Raw genomic sequence first — 21,777 nt, 5'->3', positions numbered from 1 at the left:
TCGTTCTTTTCTCAGTTTCTTTCCTTGGGCGGCAGCGCGGGCGTCCATTCGTCGCCGAAGAGTTCCGGCTCCGCGAACTCCTGCAGGTAGGCCCAGTGCTGGTCGAAGTCCTCGCGGTAGAAGAGGCTCGCGATGCCGCCGGCCAGCCGCCTGGCGCCGTCGCTGATGGCCGGGATGTCGCCCGACACCGTGCCGTGCGACAGCGCCGCCGGGTAGCAGAAGCAGTGAATGCGCCCAAGCCCCGGGCATTCGCCGGGCGCGCGCTCCTTGAACTCGAAGGCCGGGCCTAGGTCGGGCGAGTCGGCCAGTTCCTGGTCTTCGTCGCCCGGGGCGGGCGTGAAACGGTCCTTCCAGGTTCGCACGTGGGGCGCGATGGCGGCGAACTCGGGGCGGTTCGGCCAGTCGACCTTGAAGCCGGTCGAGACGATCAGGAAGTCGAACTCGAAATCGCCCCTGGGCGTGCTAACCACCATCGCGTCGCCCTTCGGCTCGACCGAGAGCACCGGGCAGCCGAAGTTGAAGAACGCATTGGCGTGGCGCGACACCCGCAGCGTGCTGCCGTGCGGCGGCGGCACGTTCAGCACGTTGATGTAGTGGCGGATGCGCCACTTGAGCTCGTCCGGCAGGTCGTAGTGCCCCTGCGTGAGCCCTGGCACGCCGGCGCCCTTGCCCTTGTTGACGCGCGGCAGGTCGGGGCGGCGGATCAGCAGCTCGACGCTGTGCGCGCCGGCCTCCAGCGCGGTGGCGGCGCTGTCCATGGCCGAGGAGCCCGCGCCGATCACGCCGACGCGCAGGCCCTTGAGCTTGCCGTAGTCCATCTCGTCGGAGGAATGCGCCCACTTCGAGCGCGGCAGGGCGTCCACGAAGGCCGGCACGGCCGGGCCGCCGAGGCCGTCGCGCCCGGTGGCCAGCACCAGGCGACGGGCCAGCACGCTGCTGACTTCGCCTTCGCTCGAGCGCAGGTCGAGGCGCACGCCGGTCGCGTCGGGCAGGGGATGGATCGCCGTGACCGTCATGCCGTTGCGCACGTCCACGTTCATCACGCGGCGGTACCAGACGAGGTAGTCCATCCACTGCAGACGCGGGATCTTGTCCATCGCCACCCAGGCCTCCAGCCCGAACTGGGCCTCGAACCAGGCACGGAAGGTGAGCGCGGGCAGGCCCAGCGCGGGACCGGTGAGCTCCTTGGGCGAGCGCAGCGTCTCCATGCGGGCGGTGGTGGCCCACGGGCCTTCGCTGCCGGCGGGCGAACGATCGAACACCACGGCGCGGATGCCCAGCTGCGCCAGCGCCACCGAGGCGGCCAGCCCGGCCTGCCCGCCGCCGATGATGGCCACGTCGATCATGGCCTCGCCATTGGCGGCCTGCCGCGGCGGCATCCAGTTGCGGGCGGGCCAGCCGAGGTAGGAAAGGTCCTGGGCGAGCCGGGCCTCGAGCGCGGCCAGGGAGGAAGAAGGGGAAGCGGGATCTGGAATCGTCATTTTCAAAACCGGGAACGGCGCTCAGTGTAGAAAGCTTCACGCCCCCCATGCCGTGCTCCGACGCCCGCATGGCCGTATCACTGGCCCGGATTTCGCATGCCACAATGATTTTCAGACCACAGGGACCGGCATGGCCAGCAGCAAAACCGACGGCAGCGACAGCGAATGGTGGCGCGGCGCGGTGATCTACCAGATCTACCCGCGCAGCTTCATGGACAGCAACGGCGACGGCATCGGCGACCTGCCGGGCATCACGTCCCGGCTGGAGCACGTGGCCGGCCTCGGCGTCGATGCCATCTGGGTCTCGCCCTTCTTCCGCTCGCCGATGAAGGACTTCGGCTACGACGTGTCCGACTACCGCGCGGTCGATCCGCTCTTCGGCACGCTGGCCGACTTCGACGCCATGCTGGCGCGGATGCACGCGCTGGGCCTGAAGCTCATCATCGACCAGGTGCTCTCGCACACCTCCGACCAGCACGCCTGGTTCGCCGAAAGCCGCAGCTCCCGCGACAACCCCAAGGCCGGCTGGTACGTGTGGGCCGACCCGAAGCCCGACGGCACGCCGCCGAACAACTGGCTGTCGGTCTTCGGCGGCCCGGCCTGGCAGTGGGACTCGCGCCGGCGCCAGTACTACCTGCATAGCTTCCTGGCCGAGCAGCCCGACCTGAACTTCCACTGCGCCGAGGTGCAGCAGGCGCTGCTGGGCGAGGTGCGCTTCTGGTGCGAGCGGGGGGTGGACGGCTTCCGCTTCGACGCCTGCAACCACCAGTTCCACGACGCGCTGCTGCGCGACAACCCGCCGGCCTCGCTGGCCTCCATCGGCGAGGTCAGCACGGTGCGCGCCGACAACCCGTACGCGATGCAGCAGCACCTGTACGACAAGAGCCAGCACGAGAACCTGGCGTTCCTCGAAGGGCTGCGCCGGCTGCTCGACGAGTACGGCGCAGTGGCGCTGGGCGAGGTCGGCGACGAGAACGCGCCGCCGGTCATGGCCCAGTACACCGAACTCGGCAAGCGCCTGCACCTGGCCTACAGCTTCAGCCTCCTGACGGCCGACCACAGCCCCGCGCACCTGCGCCACCAAGTCGAGGCGCTCGACAGCGCGCTCGCGCCCACCGGCGGCTGGGGCTGCTGGGCAGTGTCGAACCACGACGTGCCGCGCGTCGCCACCCGCTGGAGCGGCGGCGCCGCGCCCGACACGCGCCGCGACCGGCTCTGGCTCGCACTGCTGCTCTCGCTGCGCGGCAGCGCCAGCATCTACCAGGGCGAGGAACTGGGCCTGCCCGAGGCCGAGGTGCCTTTCCAGCTGCTGCAGGACCCGTACGGCCGCGCCTTCTGGCCCGAGTTCAAGGGCCGCGACGGCTGCCGCACGCCGATGCCCTGGACCGGCGAGGCGCCCAACGGCGGCTTCACCACCGGCACCCCCTGGCTGCCGGCATACGGCCCGCACCTGCCGCTGGCCATCGAACGTCAGGCCGCCGACCCCGATTCGATGCTCGCCTTCAGCCGCACCCTGCTGCACTGGCGGCGCACCCAGCCGCTGCTGCGCACCGGCGGCATCCGCTTCTTCGACACGCAGGAGCCGCGGCTGCTGCACTTCGAGCGGTACGGCGACGGCGCTTCGCCGCTGCAGGCGATCTTCAACTTCAGCGGCGAGCCCGTGTCGATGCCGCTGCCGGACGGACTGACACCTCTTGTCGGACAGCCGCTGGCGGCGACCTCCGTCATCCACACCTCCGACGGAAAGCGCATGCTGCAACTGGCGCCGTACGGCGTCTTCTTCGGCGCGTCCGCCGGGGAAGGATGAAGCCGAGCCCGATCACCATGCCCTTGAAGCCGCTGCCAGAGTCCGAAATCCACGCGCTGATGCGCGCGGAGCATGGCGATGCCTTCGCCGTGCTCGGCCCGCACGAAACGCCCGAAGGCCTGGTCGTGCGCGCACTGCTGCCCGGCGCCCAGCACGTGGCGGTGGTGCATTCGCGCACCGGCTGGCCGCTGTCGATACTCACGCGCCACCCGGAGTCCGATTTGTTCAGCGGCCTCGTTCCGGCCGCCGAGGCGCGCATGGGCTATTCCTTCCAGGTCGACTGGGATACGCACACCTCGCGGCTCGAAGACCCCTACCGCTTTCCGTTCGTGCTCGGCGAGACCGACGTGTGGCTGCTGGCCGAGGGCACGCACCTGCGGCCGTGGGAGCGGCTGGGCGCGCACCTGCGCGAGATGGACGGCGTGAAGGGCGTGGCCTTCGCGGTCTGGGCGCCGAATGCGAAGCGCGTGTCGGTGGTCGGCAGTTTCAACAACTGGGATGGCCGGCGTCACATGATGCGGCTGCGCCGCGAGTGCGGCGTGTGGGAGATCTTCGCGCCGCACGTGTCCGTGGGCGACAGCTACGAGTTCGAGATCCTGTCGGCGCAAGGCGAGGTGCTGCGCAAGGCCGACCCATTCGCCTTCTCCGCGCAGCTGCGCCCCGACACCGCCTGCGTGGTGCAGCCCCTGCCCGCGCCGGTGAAGATGCCCGAAGGCCGCGCCGCCGCCAATGGCCGCGACGCGCCCATCAGCATCTACGAAGTGCACCTGGGCTCGTGGCGCCGCAAGAACGGCCACGAGTGGCTGGACTACCGCGAGCTGGCCGACACCCTCGTGCCGTACGCGCGCGACATGGGCTTCACGCACATCGAGCTGCTGCCCGTGAGCGAGCACCCCTTCGACGGCTCGTGGGGCTACCAGCCCATCGGCCTCTATGCGCCAACCTCCCGCTTCGGCACGCCGGGCGACTTCCGCCATTTCGTCGAAGCCGCGCATGCGGCCGGGCTGGGCGTGATCCTGGACTGGGTGCCCGCACACTTCCCGACCGATTCGCACGGCCTGGGCCGCTTCGACGGCACCGCACTTTATGAGTACGCCGACCCGCGCGAAGGCTTCCACAACGACTGGCAGACGCTGATCTTCAACTACGCGCGCACGGAAGTCCGCAACTACCTCGTCGGCAACGCGCTGTACTGGCTGGAGCGCTACGGCGTCGACGGCCTGCGCGTCGACGCCGTGGCTTCCATGCTCTACCGCGACTACAGCCGCAAGTCGGGCGAGTGGATTCCCAACGCACTGGGCGGCCGAGAGAACCTGGAAGCCATCGAATTCCTGCGCCGCATGAACCGCGTGGTCGGCGTCGAGCGGCCCGGCACGGTGACCATCGCCGAGGAGTCGACCAGCTTTCCCGGCGTGACCCGCCCGCCCGAGGACGGCGGCCTGGGCTTCCACTACAAGTGGAACATGGGCTGGATGAACGACACCCTGACGTATGCCGGCACCGACCCGGTCTATCGCAAGCACCACCACCGTCAGATCACCTTCGGCCTGATGTACGCCCACAGCGAGAACTTCGTGCTGCCGCTGTCGCACGACGAAGTGGTGCACGGCAAGGGGTCGATGATCGGGCGCATGCCCGGTGACGAATGGCAGAAGTTCGCGGGCTTGCGCAACCTGTATGGGTACCTCTGGGCCTATCCGGGGAAGAAGCTGCTCTTCATGGGTGGGGAGTTTGCGCAGTACGCGGAGTGGAATGCGGATCGCAGCCTGGACTGGCATCTGCTGGAGCATGCGTCGCACCAGGGGGTGCGGAGGCTGGTGCGGGATCTGAACAATGTTTATCGGCACTTTCCGGCGCTGCATGAGCTCGACCATGAGGCTCGGGGGTTCGAGTGGGTTGTGCATGACGACTCGGATCAGTCGGTGTTTGCGTTTGTGCGGCGGGCTCGGGATGGGGCGTTTGTTGTCGTGGTTTGCAACTTCACGCCTGTGCCTCGGATGGGGTATCGGCTAGGCGTTCCCTCTTCTGGGTCCTATCGGGAGGTCATCAATACCGATGGGATTGTTTATGGAGGGAGTGGGGTGGGGAACGGGGTTGTGGAGAGTTCGCCTGTGCCTTGGCATGGGAGGGCGGATTCGGTTTTGATCGATTTGCCTCCGTTGGGTACCTTGATGTGGGTGCTGGTTTGACTTCTTGGGTAGGTTGCTTCCCGGGGCCGGGTCTCGGCCCGGCGGGCGACTCATTGCGCTGGCTTTGCCTCAGTGAGACGCTGTTGGGTGTTTGCTTCCCGAGGCCGGGTCTCGGCCCGGCGGCCGACCTACTTTTCTTTGCTTCGCCAAAGAAACGTAGGCAAAAGAAAGGCGACCCTACTGTCTGCGTCCCTTCGCTTCGCTACGGGCAACCTGCGGTGCTCGACGTAGGAGGGGGTCCGCAGAACTCGCTTCGCTCAAACAGCTGCGGCCCTTATCCCTCCTACGCCTGCGCTCCTCGGCGCAGCCAGAAGGGAGTGACCCGGGCCATCGCTTCGCTCGGCTTCTTGAGCAGCCTGGACGAGCCTTCGCTTTGCTCGGCCCGGGATGCAGGCTCAGAACCGATATCGACAGTGTCAACAGCGCATGCAAGCCAACAAACCTACACCCCATTCCAAGCACAGCAGGCGCGAAGCGCCTGCTGTGCCTTGGGGGCCGAGCAACGCGATGGCCCGGGCATCTCCCCTCCCCTCTGGCTGCGCCGAGGAGCGCAGCGTTGCGCGGACAAGGGCTCGCAGCTGTCTGAGCGAAGCGAGTTCTGCGAGACCCCGCGAAACGCGAGCACCGCAGGTTGCCCCTTCGCAAAGCGAAGGGGTCGCAGACAGTGGGGTCGCCTTTTCTTTGCCTACTTTCTTTTGGCGAAGCAAAAGAAAGTAGGTCGCCCGCCGGGGCGAGACCCGGCCTCGGGAAGCAAACTCCCAGAGGAGCCAACAGCATGCTGAGCCCAGGCAAGCCCTACCCCTTGGGTGCAACCCCTTCCCAACAAGGCATCAACTTCGCCCTCGCAGCCCCTTCAGCAGAAGCCGTAGACCTGTGCATCTTCGACACCACAGGCAACAACGAACAACAACGCCTGAGCCTGAAAGAACAAACAGACGGCATCTGGCACGGCCACCTCCCCAGCGGCAAGCCAGGCCTCGTCTACGCCTACCGCGTCCACGGCCCCTGGAATCCGAAAACAGGCCACCGCTTCAACCCATCGAAGCTCCTCCTCGACCCCTACGCCCGCGAAATCACAGGCACCTATGACGGCAGCGACCTCTTCCTCGGCCACGACCCCGCGAACCCGGAAAAAAGAGACCCTCGAGACAACGCAGCAGTCGCTCTCAAGGCACGGGTAGCAACCCCTCTGGCCCCGGCAGCAACAGCAGGCCACGCCCGCATCGCACCAGGCGACCGCGTCCTCTACGAACTCCACGTCAAGGGCCAGACCAAGCTCAACCCCGCGGTCCCCGCACCGCTGCGCGGCACCTACGCCGGCCTCGCCGAGCCCGCCGTGCTCGACCACCTCCAGCGCCTGGGCGTCACCACCCTGAGCCTCATGCCCGTGCAGCACCGCGCCGACGAGCCCCGCCTGCTGCGCATGGGCCTGAGCAACTACTGGGGCTACAACACCATCGGCTGGTTCGCTCCGGAGGCCCGCTACTGGAGCCGCCGCCCCGGCACCACGCCCGCCAGCGAGTTCCGTGCGATGGCCGACGCGATCCACGCGCGCGGCATGGAGCTGGTGATCGACGTGGTCTACAACCACAGCGCCGAGAGCGACGAACTCGGCCCGACGCTGTCGATGCGCGGCATCGACAACGCGCTCTACTACCACCTGCGCGAAGACGACCGCTCGCTCTACGAGAACTGGGCCGGCACCGGCAACTGCCTGAACCTCGGCGAGCCGCGCGTGCTGCAGCTGGTGATGGACAGCCTGCGCTTCTGGGCCGGCGAGATGGGCGTCGACGGGTTCCGCTTCGATCTGGCGCCGGTGCTCGGGCGCGCCGACGCGCAGCGCGGCTTCGACCCACGCGCGCCCTTCTTCGCCGCGATCGCGCAGGACCCGGTGCTGTCGCGCACGCTGCTCATCGCCGAGCCCTGGGACATCGGCCCCGGCGGCTACCGTCTCGGCGAGTTCCCGCCCGGCTGGCTCGAATGGAACGACCGCTATCGCGACACGCAGCGCGGCTTCTGGCTGAGGCAGGGCCACGACGACAAGGCCGGCCTTGGCGATTTCGCCCATCGCTTCGCGGCCTCCAGCACCGAGTTCGCACACCGGGGCCGGGCGCCGACGGCGAGCGTCAACTTCATCACCGCGCACGACGGCTTCACGCTGCGCGACCTGGTGAGCTACGACGAGCGCCACAACCTCGCCAACGGCGAGAACAACCGCGATGGCCATGGCCACAACCTCAGCAACAACTGCGGTGCGGAAGGGCCCAGCGACGACCCCGCCGTGCTGGCCCTGCGCACCCGGCTGCAGCGCGCGCTGCTCGCCACGCTGATGCTGTCCCAGGGCACGCCGATGCTGCTGGCGGGCGACGAGCTCGGCCACAGCCAGAAGGGCAACAACAACGCCTACTGCCAGGACAACGACACCACCTGGCTCGCGTGGATAGGCACCTCCGCCCCCGACAGCGACGCGGCGCGCCTGGGCGCCTTCATCGCGCGTCTCGCCGCACTGCGCCGCGAGGCCCCTGCCCTGCGCAGCACGCGCTGGTGGCCGGCCGAACCGGCACCCGGCATCCACTGGCTTCGCCCCGACGGCCAGCCGATGACACCCGCCGGCTGGAACGGCACGGGCACGGCCCTTGCAATCCTCTTCGATCATGAAGAGGCGACGGGAAGCTCATGGCTGGTGATGGTGAACGCGGGCCCGCAGGCCGTGACCTTCACGCTGCCGCCGGGCGCGTGGCGCCTCTGCCTGAGCACCGATCCGGCGGCCGACCCGGGCGATGGCCCCGAGGCGCTGGAAGCCGCTGTGCAAGTGCCTTTTTCGAGCATCGGGATTGCAAGAACGTAGGAGCCAGGCGTACAGCGCGGTGCTAGGCTCGATGCAGAAACTCTGACGGCGTATTCCGGCCAAGCGAACGACCAACAAAACGGAGACTCAGGATGGACAACCTCACACCGCAAGCGCAGCTACCGCAACAGGAGCTGCAGGCCCATCAACTGGTCCGCCGCACCATCGCCCTGGTGCTGGCCGGCGGACGCGGCTCCCGCCTCAAGCAGCTGACCGACCGGCGCGCCAAGCCGGCCGTGTACTTCGGCGGCAAGTTCCGCATCATCGATTTCGCGCTGTCGAACTGCCTGAACTCCGGCATCCGGCGCATGGCGGTGGTCACGCAGTACAAGTCGCACTCGCTCATGCGCCACCTGCAGCGCGGCTGGAGCTTCCTGCGCGCGGAACTCAACGAAATGGTCGACGTGCTGCCCGCCCAGCAGCGCATGGGCGACGAGCACTGGTACCGCGGCACGGCCGACGCGGTGTTCCAGAACCTGGACATCATCCAGACCCGCTCCACCAAGCACGACTACGTGGTGGTGCTGGCCGGCGACCACATCTACAAGATGGACTACTCGCTGATGGTGAAGGACCACGCCGAGCACGGCCTGGGCTGCACGGTCGGCTGCATCGAGGTGCCGCGCATGGAGGCCACGGCCTTCGGCGTGATGGCAGTGGACGACGGCCGCCAGATCACCGACTTCCTCGAGAAGCCCGCCGACCCGCCCGCCATGCCCGGCAAGCCCGACACGGCGCTGGCGAGCATGGGCATCTACGTGTTCGACTCCGAGTACCTCTACCAGCTGCTCGAGGAAGACAACGCCAACCCGGATTCGAGCCACGACTTCGGCAAGGACATCATTCCCCGCGCCGTGGCCCAGGGCCGTGCGCTGGCGCACCCGTTCGGCATGTCGTGCGTCACGCGGGCCTCGCGCGGGCCGGAGGCCAAGACCTACTGGCGCGACGTGGGCACGATTGATGCATTCTGGGCAGCCAACCTCGACCTGGCCTCCATCACCCCGGAACTCGACATCTATGACACGGACTGGCCCATCTGGACCTACCAGCGGCAACTGCCTCCGGCCAAGTTCGTGCTCGACCGCAACGGCCACCACGGCATGACGGTCAACACCATCGTCTCTGGCGGCTGCATCGTCTCGGGCTCCAAGGTGAGCAGCTCGGTGCTGTTCTCGGGCGTGCGCGTGCATTCCTTCTGCGAGATCAACGAGGCCGTGCTGCTGCCCGACGTGGAAGTCGGCCGCGGCGCGCGGCTGAACCGCGTGGTGATCGACCGCGCCTGCGTCATCCCCGAGGACATGGTGATCGGCGAAGATGCCGAGGCGGACGCCGCGCGCTTCGAGCGCACCGAGAACGGCGTCGTGCTCGTCACCCGCGAGATGCTGAAACGGCTGACCCCGGCCTGATCCACCCCACGATGCGAATCCTCCAGGTCAGCGCAGAACTCTTTCCCCTCCTCAAGACCGGCGGACTGGCGGACATCGCCGGCGCACTTCCCCTGGCGCTCATGGCGGCCGGGCAGGACGCGCGCGTGCTGCTGCCGGGTTTTCCGGCCATCGTGGCCGGCGTGCGCGACCTCGCGCCCGTGGCCGGCTTCGACGCACCATGGGGCGAGCGCTTCGGCTTGCGGCTGGGACACATCGACATCGAGGGTGCGCCGGGCATCCCGGCCTACGTGATCGACGCGCCGGCGCTGTACGACCGGCCCGGCAACCCCTACGAAGACAGCTCGCGCCAGCCCTACGGCGACAACCACCGCCGCTTCGCCTTGCTTGGCTGGGCCGCGGCGCGGCTGGCGCAGGGGCTGGACCCGGCATGGCAGCCCGAGGTGGTGCACGCGCACGACTGGCATGCCGCGCTCGCGCCTGCCTACCTGCATTTCGCGCGGCAGTCCGGCGCCCCGCACGTGGGCAGCGTCTTCACCGTGCACAACCTGGCCTACCAGGGCATCTTCGCGCCCTGGCACTTCACGGAGCTGGGCCTGCCGGGTGCCGCGTTCCAGATGAACGGCCTCGAGTACCACGGACAGGTCTCGTTCATGAAGGGCGGCCTGTGCTTCGCCGACCGGCTCACCACCGTGAGCCCGACCTACGCGCTGGAAATCCAGACGCCCGAGCAGGGCTGCGGGCTCGACGGCCTCTTGCGCCAGCGCAGCGCGGTGCTGAGCGGCATCCTCAACGCGGTCGACGACCAGGTCTGGAACCCGGCCGGCGACAGTGCGCTGGTGCAGGGCTATCACACGCCCGAAGGCCGCCACATGGCGGGCAAGGCGCGCTGCAAGTCGGTGCTGCAGCACCAGCTGGGGCTGGCCGAACGGCCGGATGCGCCGCTCTTCATCGTCGTGAGCCGCCTCACCGAGCAGAAGGGCCTGCACCTGGTGCTCGGCGGGCTCGACGCGCTGCTCGCCCAGGGCGGCCAGCTCGCGCTGCTGGGCAGCGGCGAAGCCTGGCTGGAGGAAGCCTTCCGCCAGCGCGCGGCGGCCGCGCCGCAGTCGGTGGCCGTGACCATCGGCTACAACGAGACGCTGGCCCACCAGCTCTTCGGCGCCGGCGACGTGACGCTGGTGCCCTCGCTCTTCGAGCCCTGCGGCCTCACCCAGATGTACGGCCTCAAGTACGGCAGCCTGCCGCTGGTGCGCCGCGTCGGCGGGCTGGCCGACACGGTGGTCGACAGCTCGCTGGAGGACCTGGCCAGCGGCAAAGCCACCGGCTTCGTGTTCGACCGCTTCGAGGCCGCCGACTACGAGCGCGCGCTGCGCCGCGCCTTCGCGCTCTACGAGCGCGCGCCCGACTGGCGCCGCGTGCGCGGCAACGCCATGCGCCGGCCGGCCGACTGGGCTACCGCGGCCGCGCAGTACATCGACGTGTACCGGCAAAGCCTGAAATAGACAACCCTCTTCCGGGAGCGCCCCATGACGATCAAGGACTTCGCATACGACCACCCCGACCGCGACGTCGCGGCCTTCAAGCGCGCCGTGGCCAACAAGCTGATCTACGCGGTCGGCAAGGACCCGGTCGCCGCCAGCCAGGACGACTGGCTCAACGCCACCTCGCAGGCGGTGCGCGACCAGCTGGTCGAGCGCTGGATGATGACCACGCGTGCCAACTACGCGCAGGACCTGAAGCGCGTTTATTACCTGTCGATGGAGTTCCTGATCGGGCGCACCTTCACCAACGCGCTGCTGGCGGTCGACCTCTACGACACGGTGCGCGAGGCGCTCGCCGACTTCGGCGTGGACATGGCAGCGCTGTCCGAGCGCGAGCCCGACGCGGCGCTGGGCAACGGCGGCCTGGGCCGGCTGGCGGCCTGCTTTCTCGACTCGATGGCCACGCTGGGCGTGCCGGGCATGGGCTACGGCATCCGCTACGAATACGGCATGTTCCGCCAGCGCATCGTCGACGGCCAGCAGGTGGAAACGCCCGACTACTGGCTCACGCGCGGCAACCCATGGGAGTTCCAGCGGCCCGAGGTGAACTACCGCGTGCGCTTCGGCGGCCATGTGCAGAAGCGCGAGGGAGCCGGCGTGCCCAGCGGCGCGGCCGACTGGGTCGACACGCACGACGTGCTGGCGGTGGCCTACGACACCATCATCCCGGGCTACGGCACGCAGGCCACCAACACGCTGCGGCTGTGGTCGGCGCGCGCCACCGAGGAGATCGACCTCTCGGCCTTCAACCGCGGCAACTACATGCAGGCGGTGGAGAGCAAGAACCATTCGGAGAACGTCTCGCGCGTGCTCTACCCCGACGACTCCACGCCTTCGGGCCGAGAGCTGCGCCTGCACCAGGAATACTTCTTCTGCAGCGCCAGCGTGCAGGACCTGCTGCGCCGCTACCTGCGCAACCACAAGACATTCGACCAGCTCTCGGAAAAAGTCAGCATCCACCTGAACGACACGCACCCGGTGCTGGCGGTGCCCGAGCTCATGCGCCTGCTGCTCGACGAGCACGGGCTCTCATGGGACGTGGCCTGGGCGCACACGCAGAAGGTGTTCAGCTACACCAACCACACGCTGATGCACGAGGCGCTGGAGACCTGGCCGGTGGAAATGCTCGGGCGCATCCTGCCGCGGCACCTGCAGATCATCTACGACATCAACGCGAAGTTCCTCGCCACGGTGACGCAGAAGGTGGGCAACGACGTGGAACTGATGCGCCGCCTCTCGCTGGTCGACGAGACCGGGGAGCGCCGCGTGCGCATGGCCTACGTTGCTGTGCTGGCGAGCCATTCGGTCAACGGCGTGTCGGGGCTGCACTCGGAGCTGATGAAGCAGTCGATCTTCTCGGACTTCGCGAAGATCTTTCCCGAGCGCTTCAACAACAAGACCAACGGCGTCACGCCCCGGCGTTGGCTGGCGCAGGCCAACCCGCCGCTGGCGGCGCTGCTCGACCAGCGCATCGGCAAGGGCTGGCGGCGCGACCTCTCGCAGCTGGAGGCGCTCAGGCCCATGGCCGCGCAGCCGGCCTTCGTGCGCGCCTTCCGCCATGCCAAGCGCGAGAACAAGCTGCGGCTGGCCAACTGGGTGGAGCAGCACCTGAAGATCGACATCGACACCGACGCGATGTTCGACGTGCAGGTCAAGCGCATCCACGAATACAAGCGGCAACTGCTCAACGTGCTGCACGTGGTGACGCGCTACCACCGCATCCTCGACGCACAGGCCGCTGGCACGCCGCTGGACATGGTGCCGCGCGTGGTGGTGTTCGCGGGCAAGGCGGCGTCGGCGTACGCGATGGCCAAGCTGGTGATCCGGCTCGTCAACGACGTGGCGGCCACCATCAACGCCGACGCGCGCGTGGGCAAGCTGCTGAAGGTGGTGTTCCTGCCGAACTACAGCGTGAGCCTGGCGGAGATCATCATGCCGGCGGCCGACCTGTCGGAGCAGATCTCCACGGCGGGCACGGAAGCCTCGGGCACCGGCAACATGAAGTTCGCGCTCAACGGCGCGCTCACCATCGGCACGCTGGACGGCGCGAACGTCGAGATGCGCGAGAGCGTGGGGCCCGAGAACATCTTCATCTTCGGCAACACCACGCCCGAGGTGGCCGACATCCGTGCCCGGGGCTACCAGCCGCGCGAGATCTACGAAGGCAACGCCGAACTCAAGCGCGTGCTAGACGCGATCCGCGACGGCGCCTTCTCGCCGGGCGAGCCCTCGCGCTACCAGGGCATCTACGACGCATTGGTGAACTGGGGCGACCACTACCTGCTGCTGGCCGACTACGCGAGCTACGTGGCGAAGCAGGCGGAGGTCGACGCGCTGTATCGCGACTCGGACGCGTGGACGCGGATGGCGATCCTCAACGTGGCGGGGATGGGGGTGTTCTCGTCGGATCGCACGATCGCGCAGTATGCGCACGAGATCTGGCACACCAAGCCAGTGGTGCTGGGCTGACCCGGCCCGGCTACAGGGGCTAGCTGCCGGGCTTCTTCGCCGGCTCGGCCTCGGTCACGAAGCCGATGCGGCTCAGCCCGGCCTTGTTCGCGATGCCCATGAGCGCGACCACCTTGCCGTAGGGCACGGTCTGGTCCGCACGCAGCTGCACCTCGGTGTCCTTGCTGTCGGCGGCGGCCTTTTCGAGCTGCTGCGCCAGTTCCTCGTCGGTCACGGCCTTGTCGTTGAGGAAGACCTTGCCCGAGGCGTCGACCGACAGGCTCACGAACTTCGGCGCGTCGTTGGGCTGGCCGGCGTCGGTCTGCGGCAGGTCGAGCTTGATCGAGCTGGCCATCAGCGGCGCTGTGATGATGAAGATCACCAGCAGCACCAGCATCACGTCGACCAGCGGCGTGACGTTGATGTCGGACAGCGGCCGCTGCGCCCCGCCACCCATGGCGCGCCCGCCGCCGCCGGCAGCGCTGCCCAGTGATGTGCGACCGAAGGCCATGGCGGTGTTGTGCCTCTCGGTATGTGGCTAGACCGGCATCGGCCGCGCGGGCGGCGGCGCGGCGGATGCCGGCGGGGCGCCGAAGCTGCCCAGCAGGTCGTGCGCGAAGCCTTCGAGCTCGGCTTCGATGCGGCCGATGACGCGGCCGAAGACGTTGTAGGCCAGCACGGCCGGAATGGCCACCGCCAGGCCGAAGGCCGTCATGATGAGCGCCTCGCCGACCGGGCCCGCCACCTTGTCGATGGTGAAGCCGCCGGTCTGGCCGGCGATGCCCGTCAGCGCGCCGTAGATGCCCCAGACCGTGCCCAGCAGCCCGACGAAGGGCGCGGTGGCGCCAACGGTGGCCAGCAGGATCTGCCCCGCCTGCAGCCGCCGCAGGGCGCCATGCAGGGCGTCGCGCAGCACGCGCGTGAGGCGCTGGTTGCGGTCGACCGTGGCGCCCAGCGTGCCGGCCGGCTCGCCCGCGCCCACGCTGCGGATGGCCGAGACGGCGGGAGACACGAGCGTCGCCCGGTCGAAGGCCCTGAGCTTCTGCTCGGCATCGGCCAGCGAGGACGACTGCCAGAACGCCGCGATGCTGCGCAGCACGTCGCGCGTGCCGCCGCGCAGCAGCCATGCCTTCCAGAGGATGATGACCCAGCTCGCGATCGACATCGCGAGCAGCAGCGCGGCCACCGAACGGCTGACACCGTCACCGTGGGCCAGCAGTTCGAGCACGCTCATCGGCGGTCCTTCTTCGTCGCTCGGTCAGCGAAGGCCGAGCACGTCGTACATGTCGAACAGGCCCGCGCGCTGCCCGGCCAGGAAGCGCACCGCGCGCAGGCTGCCCTGGGCGTAGGTGGTGCGGCTGGACGACTTGTGGGTGATCTCGATGCGCTCGCCAGTGCCGGCGAACAGCACGGTGTGGTCGCCCACGATGTCGCCGCCGCGGATGGCCGAGAAGCCGATGGTGGACGGGTCGCGCTCGCCGGTGATGCCTTCGCGGGCGTAGACGGCGCAGTCCTTGAGGTCGCGGCCCAGCGCGTCGGCGATGACCTCGCCCATCTTGAGCGCGGTGCCCGAGGGTGCGTCGACCTTGTGGCGGTGGTGCGCCTCGATGATCTCGATGTCGTAGCCCGTCGCCATGGCCTTGGCCGCCATTTCGAGCAGCTTGAAGGTGACGTTGACGCCCACGCTCATGTTGGGCGCCATCATGATCGCGATGTCCTTGGCGATCTCGGCGATCTCGGCCTTCTGCGCGTCGCTGAAGCCGGTGGTGCCGATCACGGCCTGCACGCCCAGCTCGCGGCAGACCGCGAGGTGCGCGAGCGTGCCCTCGGGCCGGGTGAAGTCGATGAGCACCTGCGCGTCCTTCAGGCCTGCGCGCAGGTCGGACACGATGGACACGCCGCTGTCGAAACCCAGGAAGGCGCCGGCATCGGAGCCCAGGGCCGGGCTGCCGGCGATGTCGAGGGCGCCGGCCAGGCGCAGGTCGGGCGCATTGCGCACGGCCTCGATCAGCATGTGGCCCATGCGGCCCGAAGCCCCGGCGATGGCGACGCGGCGCGGCGCGGAGGCGGAATTGGCGGAGGAAGTGGAGGTGGTTTCGGTCACGCGGATTCAGTCAGTCTTCGAGGTTTTCGAAACGGCCCGAGGCGGTCAGGAACGGCCGGGAACATGGATCGACACGAAAAGGACGGCCGCCTGGCCTCTCGGCTCGGCGGCCTCCCCGTTGCCGCCGATGCTCCAGCGAGCGCTCAGCGCGCGGCTTCGAGCGGGGGATAGGCGGCCGGCAGCGGCGGCAGGGAGGCCGACGGCGAGGCCTTGTCGGCATCGGCCTTTTTGTCGCCGTCCTTGGGCGCGTATTTCTTGAGCTCGTCTTCCGAGGCCTCGAGCGTGGGCACCTTGCCGGATTTCTTGCGGGTGTCGAGCGTGGCGACGAATTCTTCCTCGCTGGGCATCTCGTCACCCTCGAAGCGGTCGAGCAGCTCGCCGTTGAAGAACACCGTGAGGTGGCGTTCCTGCGGGTCGACGCCCTGGCGGCGGATGGTGAAGACGTAGTCCCAGCGGTTGGAATGGAAGACGTCGTTCAGCAGCGAGGTTCCGAGGATTTCACGCACCTGCTGGCGGGACATGCCCGGCTTGAGCGCCGCAACCTGTTCCTTCGACACGAAATTGCCCTGGACCACCTCGACTTTGTAGGGAGTTACGGCGGCCAGCGCACCACGCGTGCGCTCGGTGAAACCGCTGCAGGCACCGAGGGCGAGCGTTGCCGCGACGGCGGCAGCCAGCAGCCAGGGCCGGCGTTGGAAGATGGCAGGCATGGGAGGAAAAGGGGGTAGCGATATGATCGGCCATTGTAGCGGCTGGCCTTTTCGGGGCCTTTCGCCGCGGCCCCGCCAGGGGCGCAGGAACCAACATGGCCAACATCGACGAACTCAAGAACACCGGCCTCAAGGCCACCCTGCCGCGCCTGAAGATCCTGGAGATCTTCCAGACCGGCGCCCAGCGGCACATGACGGCGGAAGACGTGTTCCGCGTGCTGCTCAACGAGCACTCCGACATCGGTCTGGCCACGGTCTACCGGGTGCTCACCCAGTTCGAGCAGGCCGGCATCCTGGAACGCAGCCACTTCGAAAGCGGCAAGGCCGTCTACGAGCTGAACGAAGGCACCCACCACGACCACCTGATCTGCACCTCCTGCGGCAAGGTCGAGGAGTTCTACGACGCCGAGATCGAGCGCCGCCAGCAGATGATTGCCAAGGACAAGGGCTGGATCCTGCAGGACCACGCCATGTCGCTCTACGGCTTGTGCGGAGACTGCGCGAAGAAGCGTTGACCCCCCGGCTTTTCACTTCGCTTCGCTACCTGTAGCTCCACCCCCGAGGGGGAGGCGGCCCGCCTTGGGGCGGCCCGGCGGCGGCAGCATTCCCCGGTCATTCAATCCCCGTCGCGGGAGTTCTCCATCGCCTTGTGGTGCCGCGCCACGAAATCGGCGTACGTGTCGATGCCGCGCAGCTGCAGGATCGAATTGCGCACCGCGGCCTCCACCAGCACGGCGATGTTGCGCCCAGCCACCACCTGGATGATGACCTTGCGCACTGGAATGCCCAGCACGTCCTGCGTGAGCGGCGCCGAGGGCATGCGCTCGTAGTCGCGCTCGAAGCTGTCGCGCCGCACCAGGTGCACGATCAGCTTGAGCCGCATCTTCCGGCGCACCGCCGTCTCGCCGAAGATGGCGCGGATGTCCAGCAGGCCGATGCCGCGCACTTCGAGCAGGTTCAGCAGCAGGTCGGGACAGCGGCCCTCGATGGTGTTCTGGTTGATGCGGTAGAGGTCGACCGCGTCGTCGGCCACCAGGCCGTTTCCGCGCGAGATCAGTTCCAGCCCCAGTTCGCTCTTGCCCAGACCCGACTCGCCCGTGATCATCACGCCCATGCCCAGGATGTCCATGAACACGCCGTGCATCGAGGTGCGCTCGGCGAAGTGCTTGGACAGGTAGGCGCGCAGCAGGTCGATCACGAAAGCCGACGACTCGCGCGTGGCAAAGAGCGGCAGCTGGGCGCGCTCGCAGATCGACAGCAGCTCGTCGGGCGCGGCCTGGCCGTCGGCCAGCACCAGCATCGGCGGCTCCAGCGTGACGATGCGGGCGATGCGCCGGGCGCAGTCTTCCTCGCTGCCGCGCGTCAGGTAGGCGACCTCGCGGGCGCCGAGGATCTGCACGCGGTACGGGTGGATGTAGTTGAGGTAGCCGACGAGGTCCGCCGCCGACTGCGCGCGGCTGATGACCTCCGCATCGAACTGGCGCTCCGATGCCCCCAGCCCCGCCAGCCATTCCCAGCGGAGCGAGCCACGGAACTCCTCGAACATGGCATCGGCGCTGATGACGGTCGGCTTCATGCGTTCAGGAGACGGCGCGCGGGCGCCGGCTTTGCGTTGGAATGAGGGAAGAAGAAGCCGCGCAGCTTATCAGCAGCCGCGCGCGCCAACGCATGCGCTCAGGCGACTTGCGTCGATTGCCAGCCGGCGATCAGGTCGTGCAGGGCCGTGGCGTCCGTGCTGGACTTGATCTGTTCGCGCAGGCTGGCGTCGCTCAGCAGCTCGGCGATTTCGGAGAGGATTTCGAGATGCTTCTGCGTGGCCGCTTCGGGCACCAGCAGGAAGATCAGCAGTGCGACGGGTTGCTCGTCGGGGGCGTCGAAGCCGATCGGATTGGCCAGCTGGAACACAGCGGCCATCGGCGACTTGAGGCCCTTGATGCGGCCATGCGGAATGGCAACGCCATGGCCCAGCCCGGTGGAGCCGAGGCGCTCGCGCGCGAAGAGGCTGTCGGTGATGAGGGCACGGCCCAGACCGTGAAGGCTTTCGAACAGCAGGCCGGCTTCTTCGAAAGCACGCTTCTTGCTGGTAGCGTCAACGCTCACAAGCACTTGAGCGGGCGGCAGGATGGACGCGAGTCGATTCATGGTGGGTGCAGAGCGGGGGCGATTATGCACCCGCTTGGTAAAAACCCCCAGTCCCCCTATTTACTTTCTGTCTACATGTTGCCCAGAGGCCTCTCGCTCTCCTCTGGGCGACTGCCAAAAGCCCGACCGTGACAGTCGGAAAACAAAAAGCCGCCCGAAGGCGGCCTTGATATGCGAGCCCCGGGGGCTCCTTACATCACGCGCTTGGGCGCCGCGTGATGGTGGTCCTGCAGGCGGTCCTTGTGGCGCACCACCTGGCGGTCGAGCTTGTCGACCAGTTCATCGACCGCAGCGTAGAGATCAGCGTGGCTCGACTCCGCGAACATGTCATTGCCCTTGACGTGGATGTTGCATTCCGCCCTTTGGCGGCGTTCCTTTTCCTTCTGCTTTTCCACCGTGAGGATCACCTTCACATCGACCACCTGGTCGAAATGTCGGATGACCCGGTCCAGCTTGCTCGTGACGTAGGTGCGCAAGGCAGGTGTGACGTCGAGGTGATGACCGCTGATCGTCAAATTCATGAATGACCTCCTGGAATTGACGGTTGGGGGAAATGACCGCGCCGCGGGATGCGGTTTGGCCGGCGAAACGAAACGGGAGTTCTCTCTGGGGGTCTTGAGAAAGAAAAGAGGGAGGTGGGAAGAGGTGAGAAAGAGGGAAGGTCGATTCACTATGCCCAAGCTGTCACGGTATTGCAATACCTGAGTTGCCCGGGGTTTTGCAGCTTCGTGAGCAGCTTTTCACACGCTAGCGAATCGATAGCTGCGGGCACGCGCGGGGCTGGCGATACCGCGATTTGGAAACAAGTGTTTCAGTGCCGGCCCGCCGGTGACCATGCCGGCACAAGGGCCTGTCCATGCCGTCTCCGGTTCAGCGCCAGGCGGCCCGCATCCTGTTGCGCAGATCGATCACCGAGCTGGGCGGCGGCACCGCCGGCGGACGCTCCGGCGGGGGCGGCCAGGTCTGCTGCTCGAAGCCTTCCAGGTCGGCATCGGCGATGAAGCGTGTGCGGTTGGCATACAGGTGCCGGTCGCCGCGCGCCGCCTGCTGCGTGACATGGAAGCGCTGCGGCACCAGCAGGTGCAGGTGGTCGCGCGCCCGTGTCATCGCCACATAGAGCAGGCGCCGCTCCTCCTCCAGTTCTTGCGCGCTCTGCGCGACATCGGCCGGCAGGCAGCCGTCGACCACATTGAGCACGTGAACCGAATTCCATTCCTGCCCCTTGGCCGAATGGATGGTCGAGAGGATCAGGTAGTCCTCGTCCAGCAGCGGCGGCCCCGGTCGGTCGCTGGTGGCTTCGGGCGGATCAAGCGTGAGTTCGGTAAGGAAGCGTTCGCGCGAGGCGTAACCGGCCGCGAGCCGCGCGAGTTGCTCCACGTCGGCGCGCCGCACGCCGGAGGTGTCTTCGTACAGGCGCTCCAGATGCGGCAAATACCAGTCCATCGCCAGCTCGACGTCGGCCGGCCACTTCAGCGCGGGCTCGCGCAGCGCCTCGTAGGCCTTCGCGAAGTCGGCCCATTGCGCGCGCGCGGCGGAGGGCGGCACGAACTCGCGCACCGCCTGGGCCGGGTCGGCCGCCTGCTCCATCGCATCGAGCAGGCGCGCGCTCGTGGCGGGCCCGATACCGGGGATGAGTTGCGTCACGCGAAAGCCCGCCATGCGCCCGCGTGGGTTCTGCGCGAAGCGCAGCACCGCGAGCAGGTCCTTCACATGCGAGGCCTCCAGAAACTTGAGCCCGCCGAACTTCACGAACGGGATGTTGCGCCGCGCCAGCTCGAGTTCGAGCGCGGCGCTGTGCGACGAGGTGCGGAACAGCACCGCCTGCGACTTCAGCGCCAGCCCGCCCTCGCGGTGCGCCAGCACCTTGTCGGCCACCCAGCGCGCCTGCCCAGCCTCGTCGGGCACGAGCACGAGCAGCGGCTTGCCGGCCGACGGCTTGTCGGTCCACAGCGTCTTGGCGTGCCGCTCGGCGGCCTGCGCGATGACGCGGTTCGACACGTCGAGGATCGGCTGCGTCGAGCGGTAGTTGCGCTCCAGCGTGACCACGCGCGCGGGCTGCGTGAACTGCGAGGGGAAGTCGAGGATGTTGCGCACCGTGGCGCCGCGGAAGGAGTAGATCGACTGCGCGTCGTCGCCCACCACCGTCACGCCGCGGCCGTCTGGCTTGAGCGCCAGCAGGATCGCCGCCTGCAGCAGGTTGGTGTCCTGGTACTCGTCGACCAGCACGTGGTCGAAGCGCGCACCGATGTGCGCGGCCAGCGAAGGCTCGGCCGCCATCTCGGCCCAGTAGAGCAGCAGGTCGTCGTAGTCGAGCACGTTCTGCCGCTGCTTGGCCTCGACGTACGCGCCGAAGAGCTTCTTCAGCTCGGCCTCCCACTCGCCGCACCAGGGAAAGGCTTCCTTGAGCACATGGGCCAGCGGCGCGCGGGTGTTCACGCAGCGCGAGTAGATCGACAGGCAGGTGCCCTTTCGCGGGAAGCGGTTGACGGTGGAAGAAAGCCCGAGCTCGTGGCGCACCAGCCCCATCAGGTCTTCGGCGTCGCCACGGTCGTGGATGGTGAAGTTCTCGTCGAGCCCGATCTGCGGCGCGTACTCGCGCAGCAGCCGCGCGCCGATGCCGTGGAAGGTGCCGGCCCACGGCAGCGCGGGCGGCGCCTCCGACTTCAGCCCCAGCACCTGCGCCAGCACGCGGCCGGCGCGGCGCTCCATTTCCTGCGCGGCGCGGCGCGAGAAGGTCAGCAGCAGCAGGCGCTGCGGATCGACGCCGCCGGCGATGAGGCTGGCCACCCGATGCGCCAGCGTACTGGTCTTGCCCGAGCCGGCACCGGCGATCACGAGCAGCGGCCGCTCGTCGGGCGCGGCGATGGCCGCGCCCACGCCGTGCTCCACCGCCGCGCGCTGCGCCTCGTTGAGCGAGGCCAGTGCCTGCGCCAGGCGTTCGGCCTGGGTCTTCGGCGCGGCGGAAAAAACGGGAAGCGCAGTGCTCTGCATGGACCGTGACTTTACTGTATGCCCGTCCAGTCCGGCCACCTCGCCGACATGTGGCCGGTGACATAATCGGGCCACGCTGCAACCGGAGATTTTTCCTATGGAAACCGCCCCGTCTCGGCAGCTTTCAACTC

Annotated in this window: 16 protein-coding genes; 7 read left to right on the top strand and 9 right to left on the bottom strand. The window is 68.1% G+C overall.

The genetic code is table 11. The features are described from left to right. Window positions 1-11: 11 nt before the first annotated feature. Window positions 12-1,481, bottom strand: coding sequence for an NAD(P)-binding domain-containing protein (locus tag ABL844_RS02840; RefSeq protein ID WP_418130427.1), 1,470 nt, complete (start codon window positions 1,479-1,481; stop codon window positions 12-14). 130 nt (window positions 1,482-1,611) lie between these two features. Here ABL844_RS02840 and ABL844_RS02835 point away from each other — a divergent pair, with 130 nt between their 5' ends. From ABL844_RS02835 to ABL844_RS02810, 6 genes are all read left to right on the top strand, one after another. Then, entirely contained in the window at window positions 1,612-3,288 is a 1,677-nt protein-coding gene (locus ABL844_RS02835) for an alpha-amylase family glycosyl hydrolase (protein ID WP_418130426.1), read from the top strand. Between the two features lie 17 nt (window positions 3,289-3,305). Then, window positions 3,306-5,477: a 1,4-alpha-glucan branching protein GlgB gene (glgB, locus tag ABL844_RS02830; RefSeq protein ID WP_418130425.1), complete on the top strand. Its 2,172-nt coding sequence runs from the start codon at window positions 3,306-3,308 to the stop codon at window positions 5,475-5,477. A gap of 775 nt (window positions 5,478-6,252) precedes the next feature. Continuing rightward, complete coding sequence (gene glgX / locus ABL844_RS02825) at window positions 6,253-8,325, top strand: glycogen debranching protein GlgX (RefSeq protein ID WP_418130424.1); 2,073 nt, start codon at window positions 6,253-6,255, stop codon at window positions 8,323-8,325. A gap of 92 nt (window positions 8,326-8,417) precedes the next feature. Continuing rightward, window positions 8,418-9,731 carry a glucose-1-phosphate adenylyltransferase gene (gene glgC, locus ABL844_RS02820; RefSeq protein ID WP_418130423.1) on the top strand — a complete coding sequence of 438 codons (1,314 nt, stop codon included), beginning with the start codon at window positions 8,418-8,420 and terminating at the stop codon, window positions 9,729-9,731. Window positions 9,732-9,742: 11 nt separating this feature from the next. Continuing rightward, window positions 9,743-11,212, top strand: a complete 1,470-nt coding sequence (gene glgA, locus ABL844_RS02815; RefSeq protein WP_418130422.1) for a glycogen synthase GlgA — start codon at window positions 9,743-9,745, stop codon at window positions 11,210-11,212. 24 nt (window positions 11,213-11,236) lie between these two features. Further along, a complete protein-coding gene (locus tag ABL844_RS02810; RefSeq protein ID WP_418130421.1) occupies window positions 11,237-13,720 on the top strand; it encodes a glycogen/starch/alpha-glucan phosphorylase in 2,484 nt (827 codons plus the stop codon). Window positions 13,721-13,739: 19 nt separating this feature from the next. On the opposite strand, the gene ABL844_RS02805 is transcribed toward ABL844_RS02810, so the two are convergent. The 4 genes from ABL844_RS02805 to ABL844_RS02790 form a co-directional block, all read right to left on the bottom strand. Next, entirely contained in the window at window positions 13,740-14,210 is a 471-nt protein-coding gene (locus ABL844_RS02805) for an ExbD/TolR family protein (RefSeq protein WP_184640097.1), read from the bottom strand. A 27-nt stretch (window positions 14,211-14,237) separates the two neighbouring features. Continuing rightward, entirely contained in the window at window positions 14,238-14,933 is a 696-nt protein-coding gene (locus ABL844_RS02800) for a MotA/TolQ/ExbB proton channel family protein (protein WP_418130420.1), read from the bottom strand. Window positions 14,934-14,957: 24 nt separating this feature from the next. Beyond that, a complete protein-coding gene (gene dapB / locus ABL844_RS02795) occupies window positions 14,958-15,722 on the bottom strand; it encodes a 4-hydroxy-tetrahydrodipicolinate reductase (protein ID WP_418131871.1) in 765 nt (254 codons plus the stop codon). A 224-nt stretch (window positions 15,723-15,946) separates the two neighbouring features. After that, complete coding sequence (locus ABL844_RS02790) at window positions 15,947-16,513, bottom strand: outer membrane protein assembly factor BamE (protein WP_184640104.1); 567 nt, start codon at window positions 16,511-16,513, stop codon at window positions 15,947-15,949. A 95-nt stretch (window positions 16,514-16,608) separates the two neighbouring features. Here ABL844_RS02790 and fur point away from each other — a divergent pair, with 95 nt between their 5' ends. Beyond that, window positions 16,609-17,028, top strand: coding sequence for a ferric iron uptake transcriptional regulator (gene fur / locus ABL844_RS02785; RefSeq protein WP_126022248.1), 420 nt, complete (start codon window positions 16,609-16,611; stop codon window positions 17,026-17,028). Window positions 17,029-17,129: 101 nt separating this feature from the next. On the opposite strand, the gene hprK is transcribed toward fur, so the two are convergent. The 4 genes from hprK to ABL844_RS02765 form a co-directional block, all read right to left on the bottom strand. Beyond that, window positions 17,130-18,089, bottom strand: a complete 960-nt coding sequence (hprK, locus tag ABL844_RS02780; protein ID WP_019655575.1) for an HPr(Ser) kinase/phosphatase — start codon at window positions 18,087-18,089, stop codon at window positions 17,130-17,132. A 98-nt stretch (window positions 18,090-18,187) separates the two neighbouring features. Beyond that, window positions 18,188-18,655, bottom strand: a complete 468-nt coding sequence (locus tag ABL844_RS02775) for a PTS sugar transporter subunit IIA (protein WP_019655574.1) — start codon at window positions 18,653-18,655, stop codon at window positions 18,188-18,190. Between the two features lie 191 nt (window positions 18,656-18,846). After that, window positions 18,847-19,176, bottom strand: coding sequence for a ribosome hibernation-promoting factor, HPF/YfiA family (hpf, locus tag ABL844_RS02770; protein WP_125948955.1), 330 nt, complete (start codon window positions 19,174-19,176; stop codon window positions 18,847-18,849). Between the two features lie 349 nt (window positions 19,177-19,525). Next, window positions 19,526-21,646, bottom strand: coding sequence for an ATP-dependent helicase (locus ABL844_RS02765; protein ID WP_418130419.1), 2,121 nt, complete (start codon window positions 21,644-21,646; stop codon window positions 19,526-19,528). Between the last annotated feature and the right edge of the window lie 131 nt (window positions 21,647-21,777).

Origin of the sequence: Variovorax sp. 278MFTsu5.1, from assembly GCF_048305045.1 — a bacterium.
In the GTDB taxonomy this organism is placed as follows: Bacteria; Pseudomonadota; Gammaproteobacteria; order Burkholderiales; family Burkholderiaceae_C; genus Variovorax; species Variovorax guangxiensis.
This window is presented reverse-complemented; position numbering and strand designations above follow the sequence as displayed.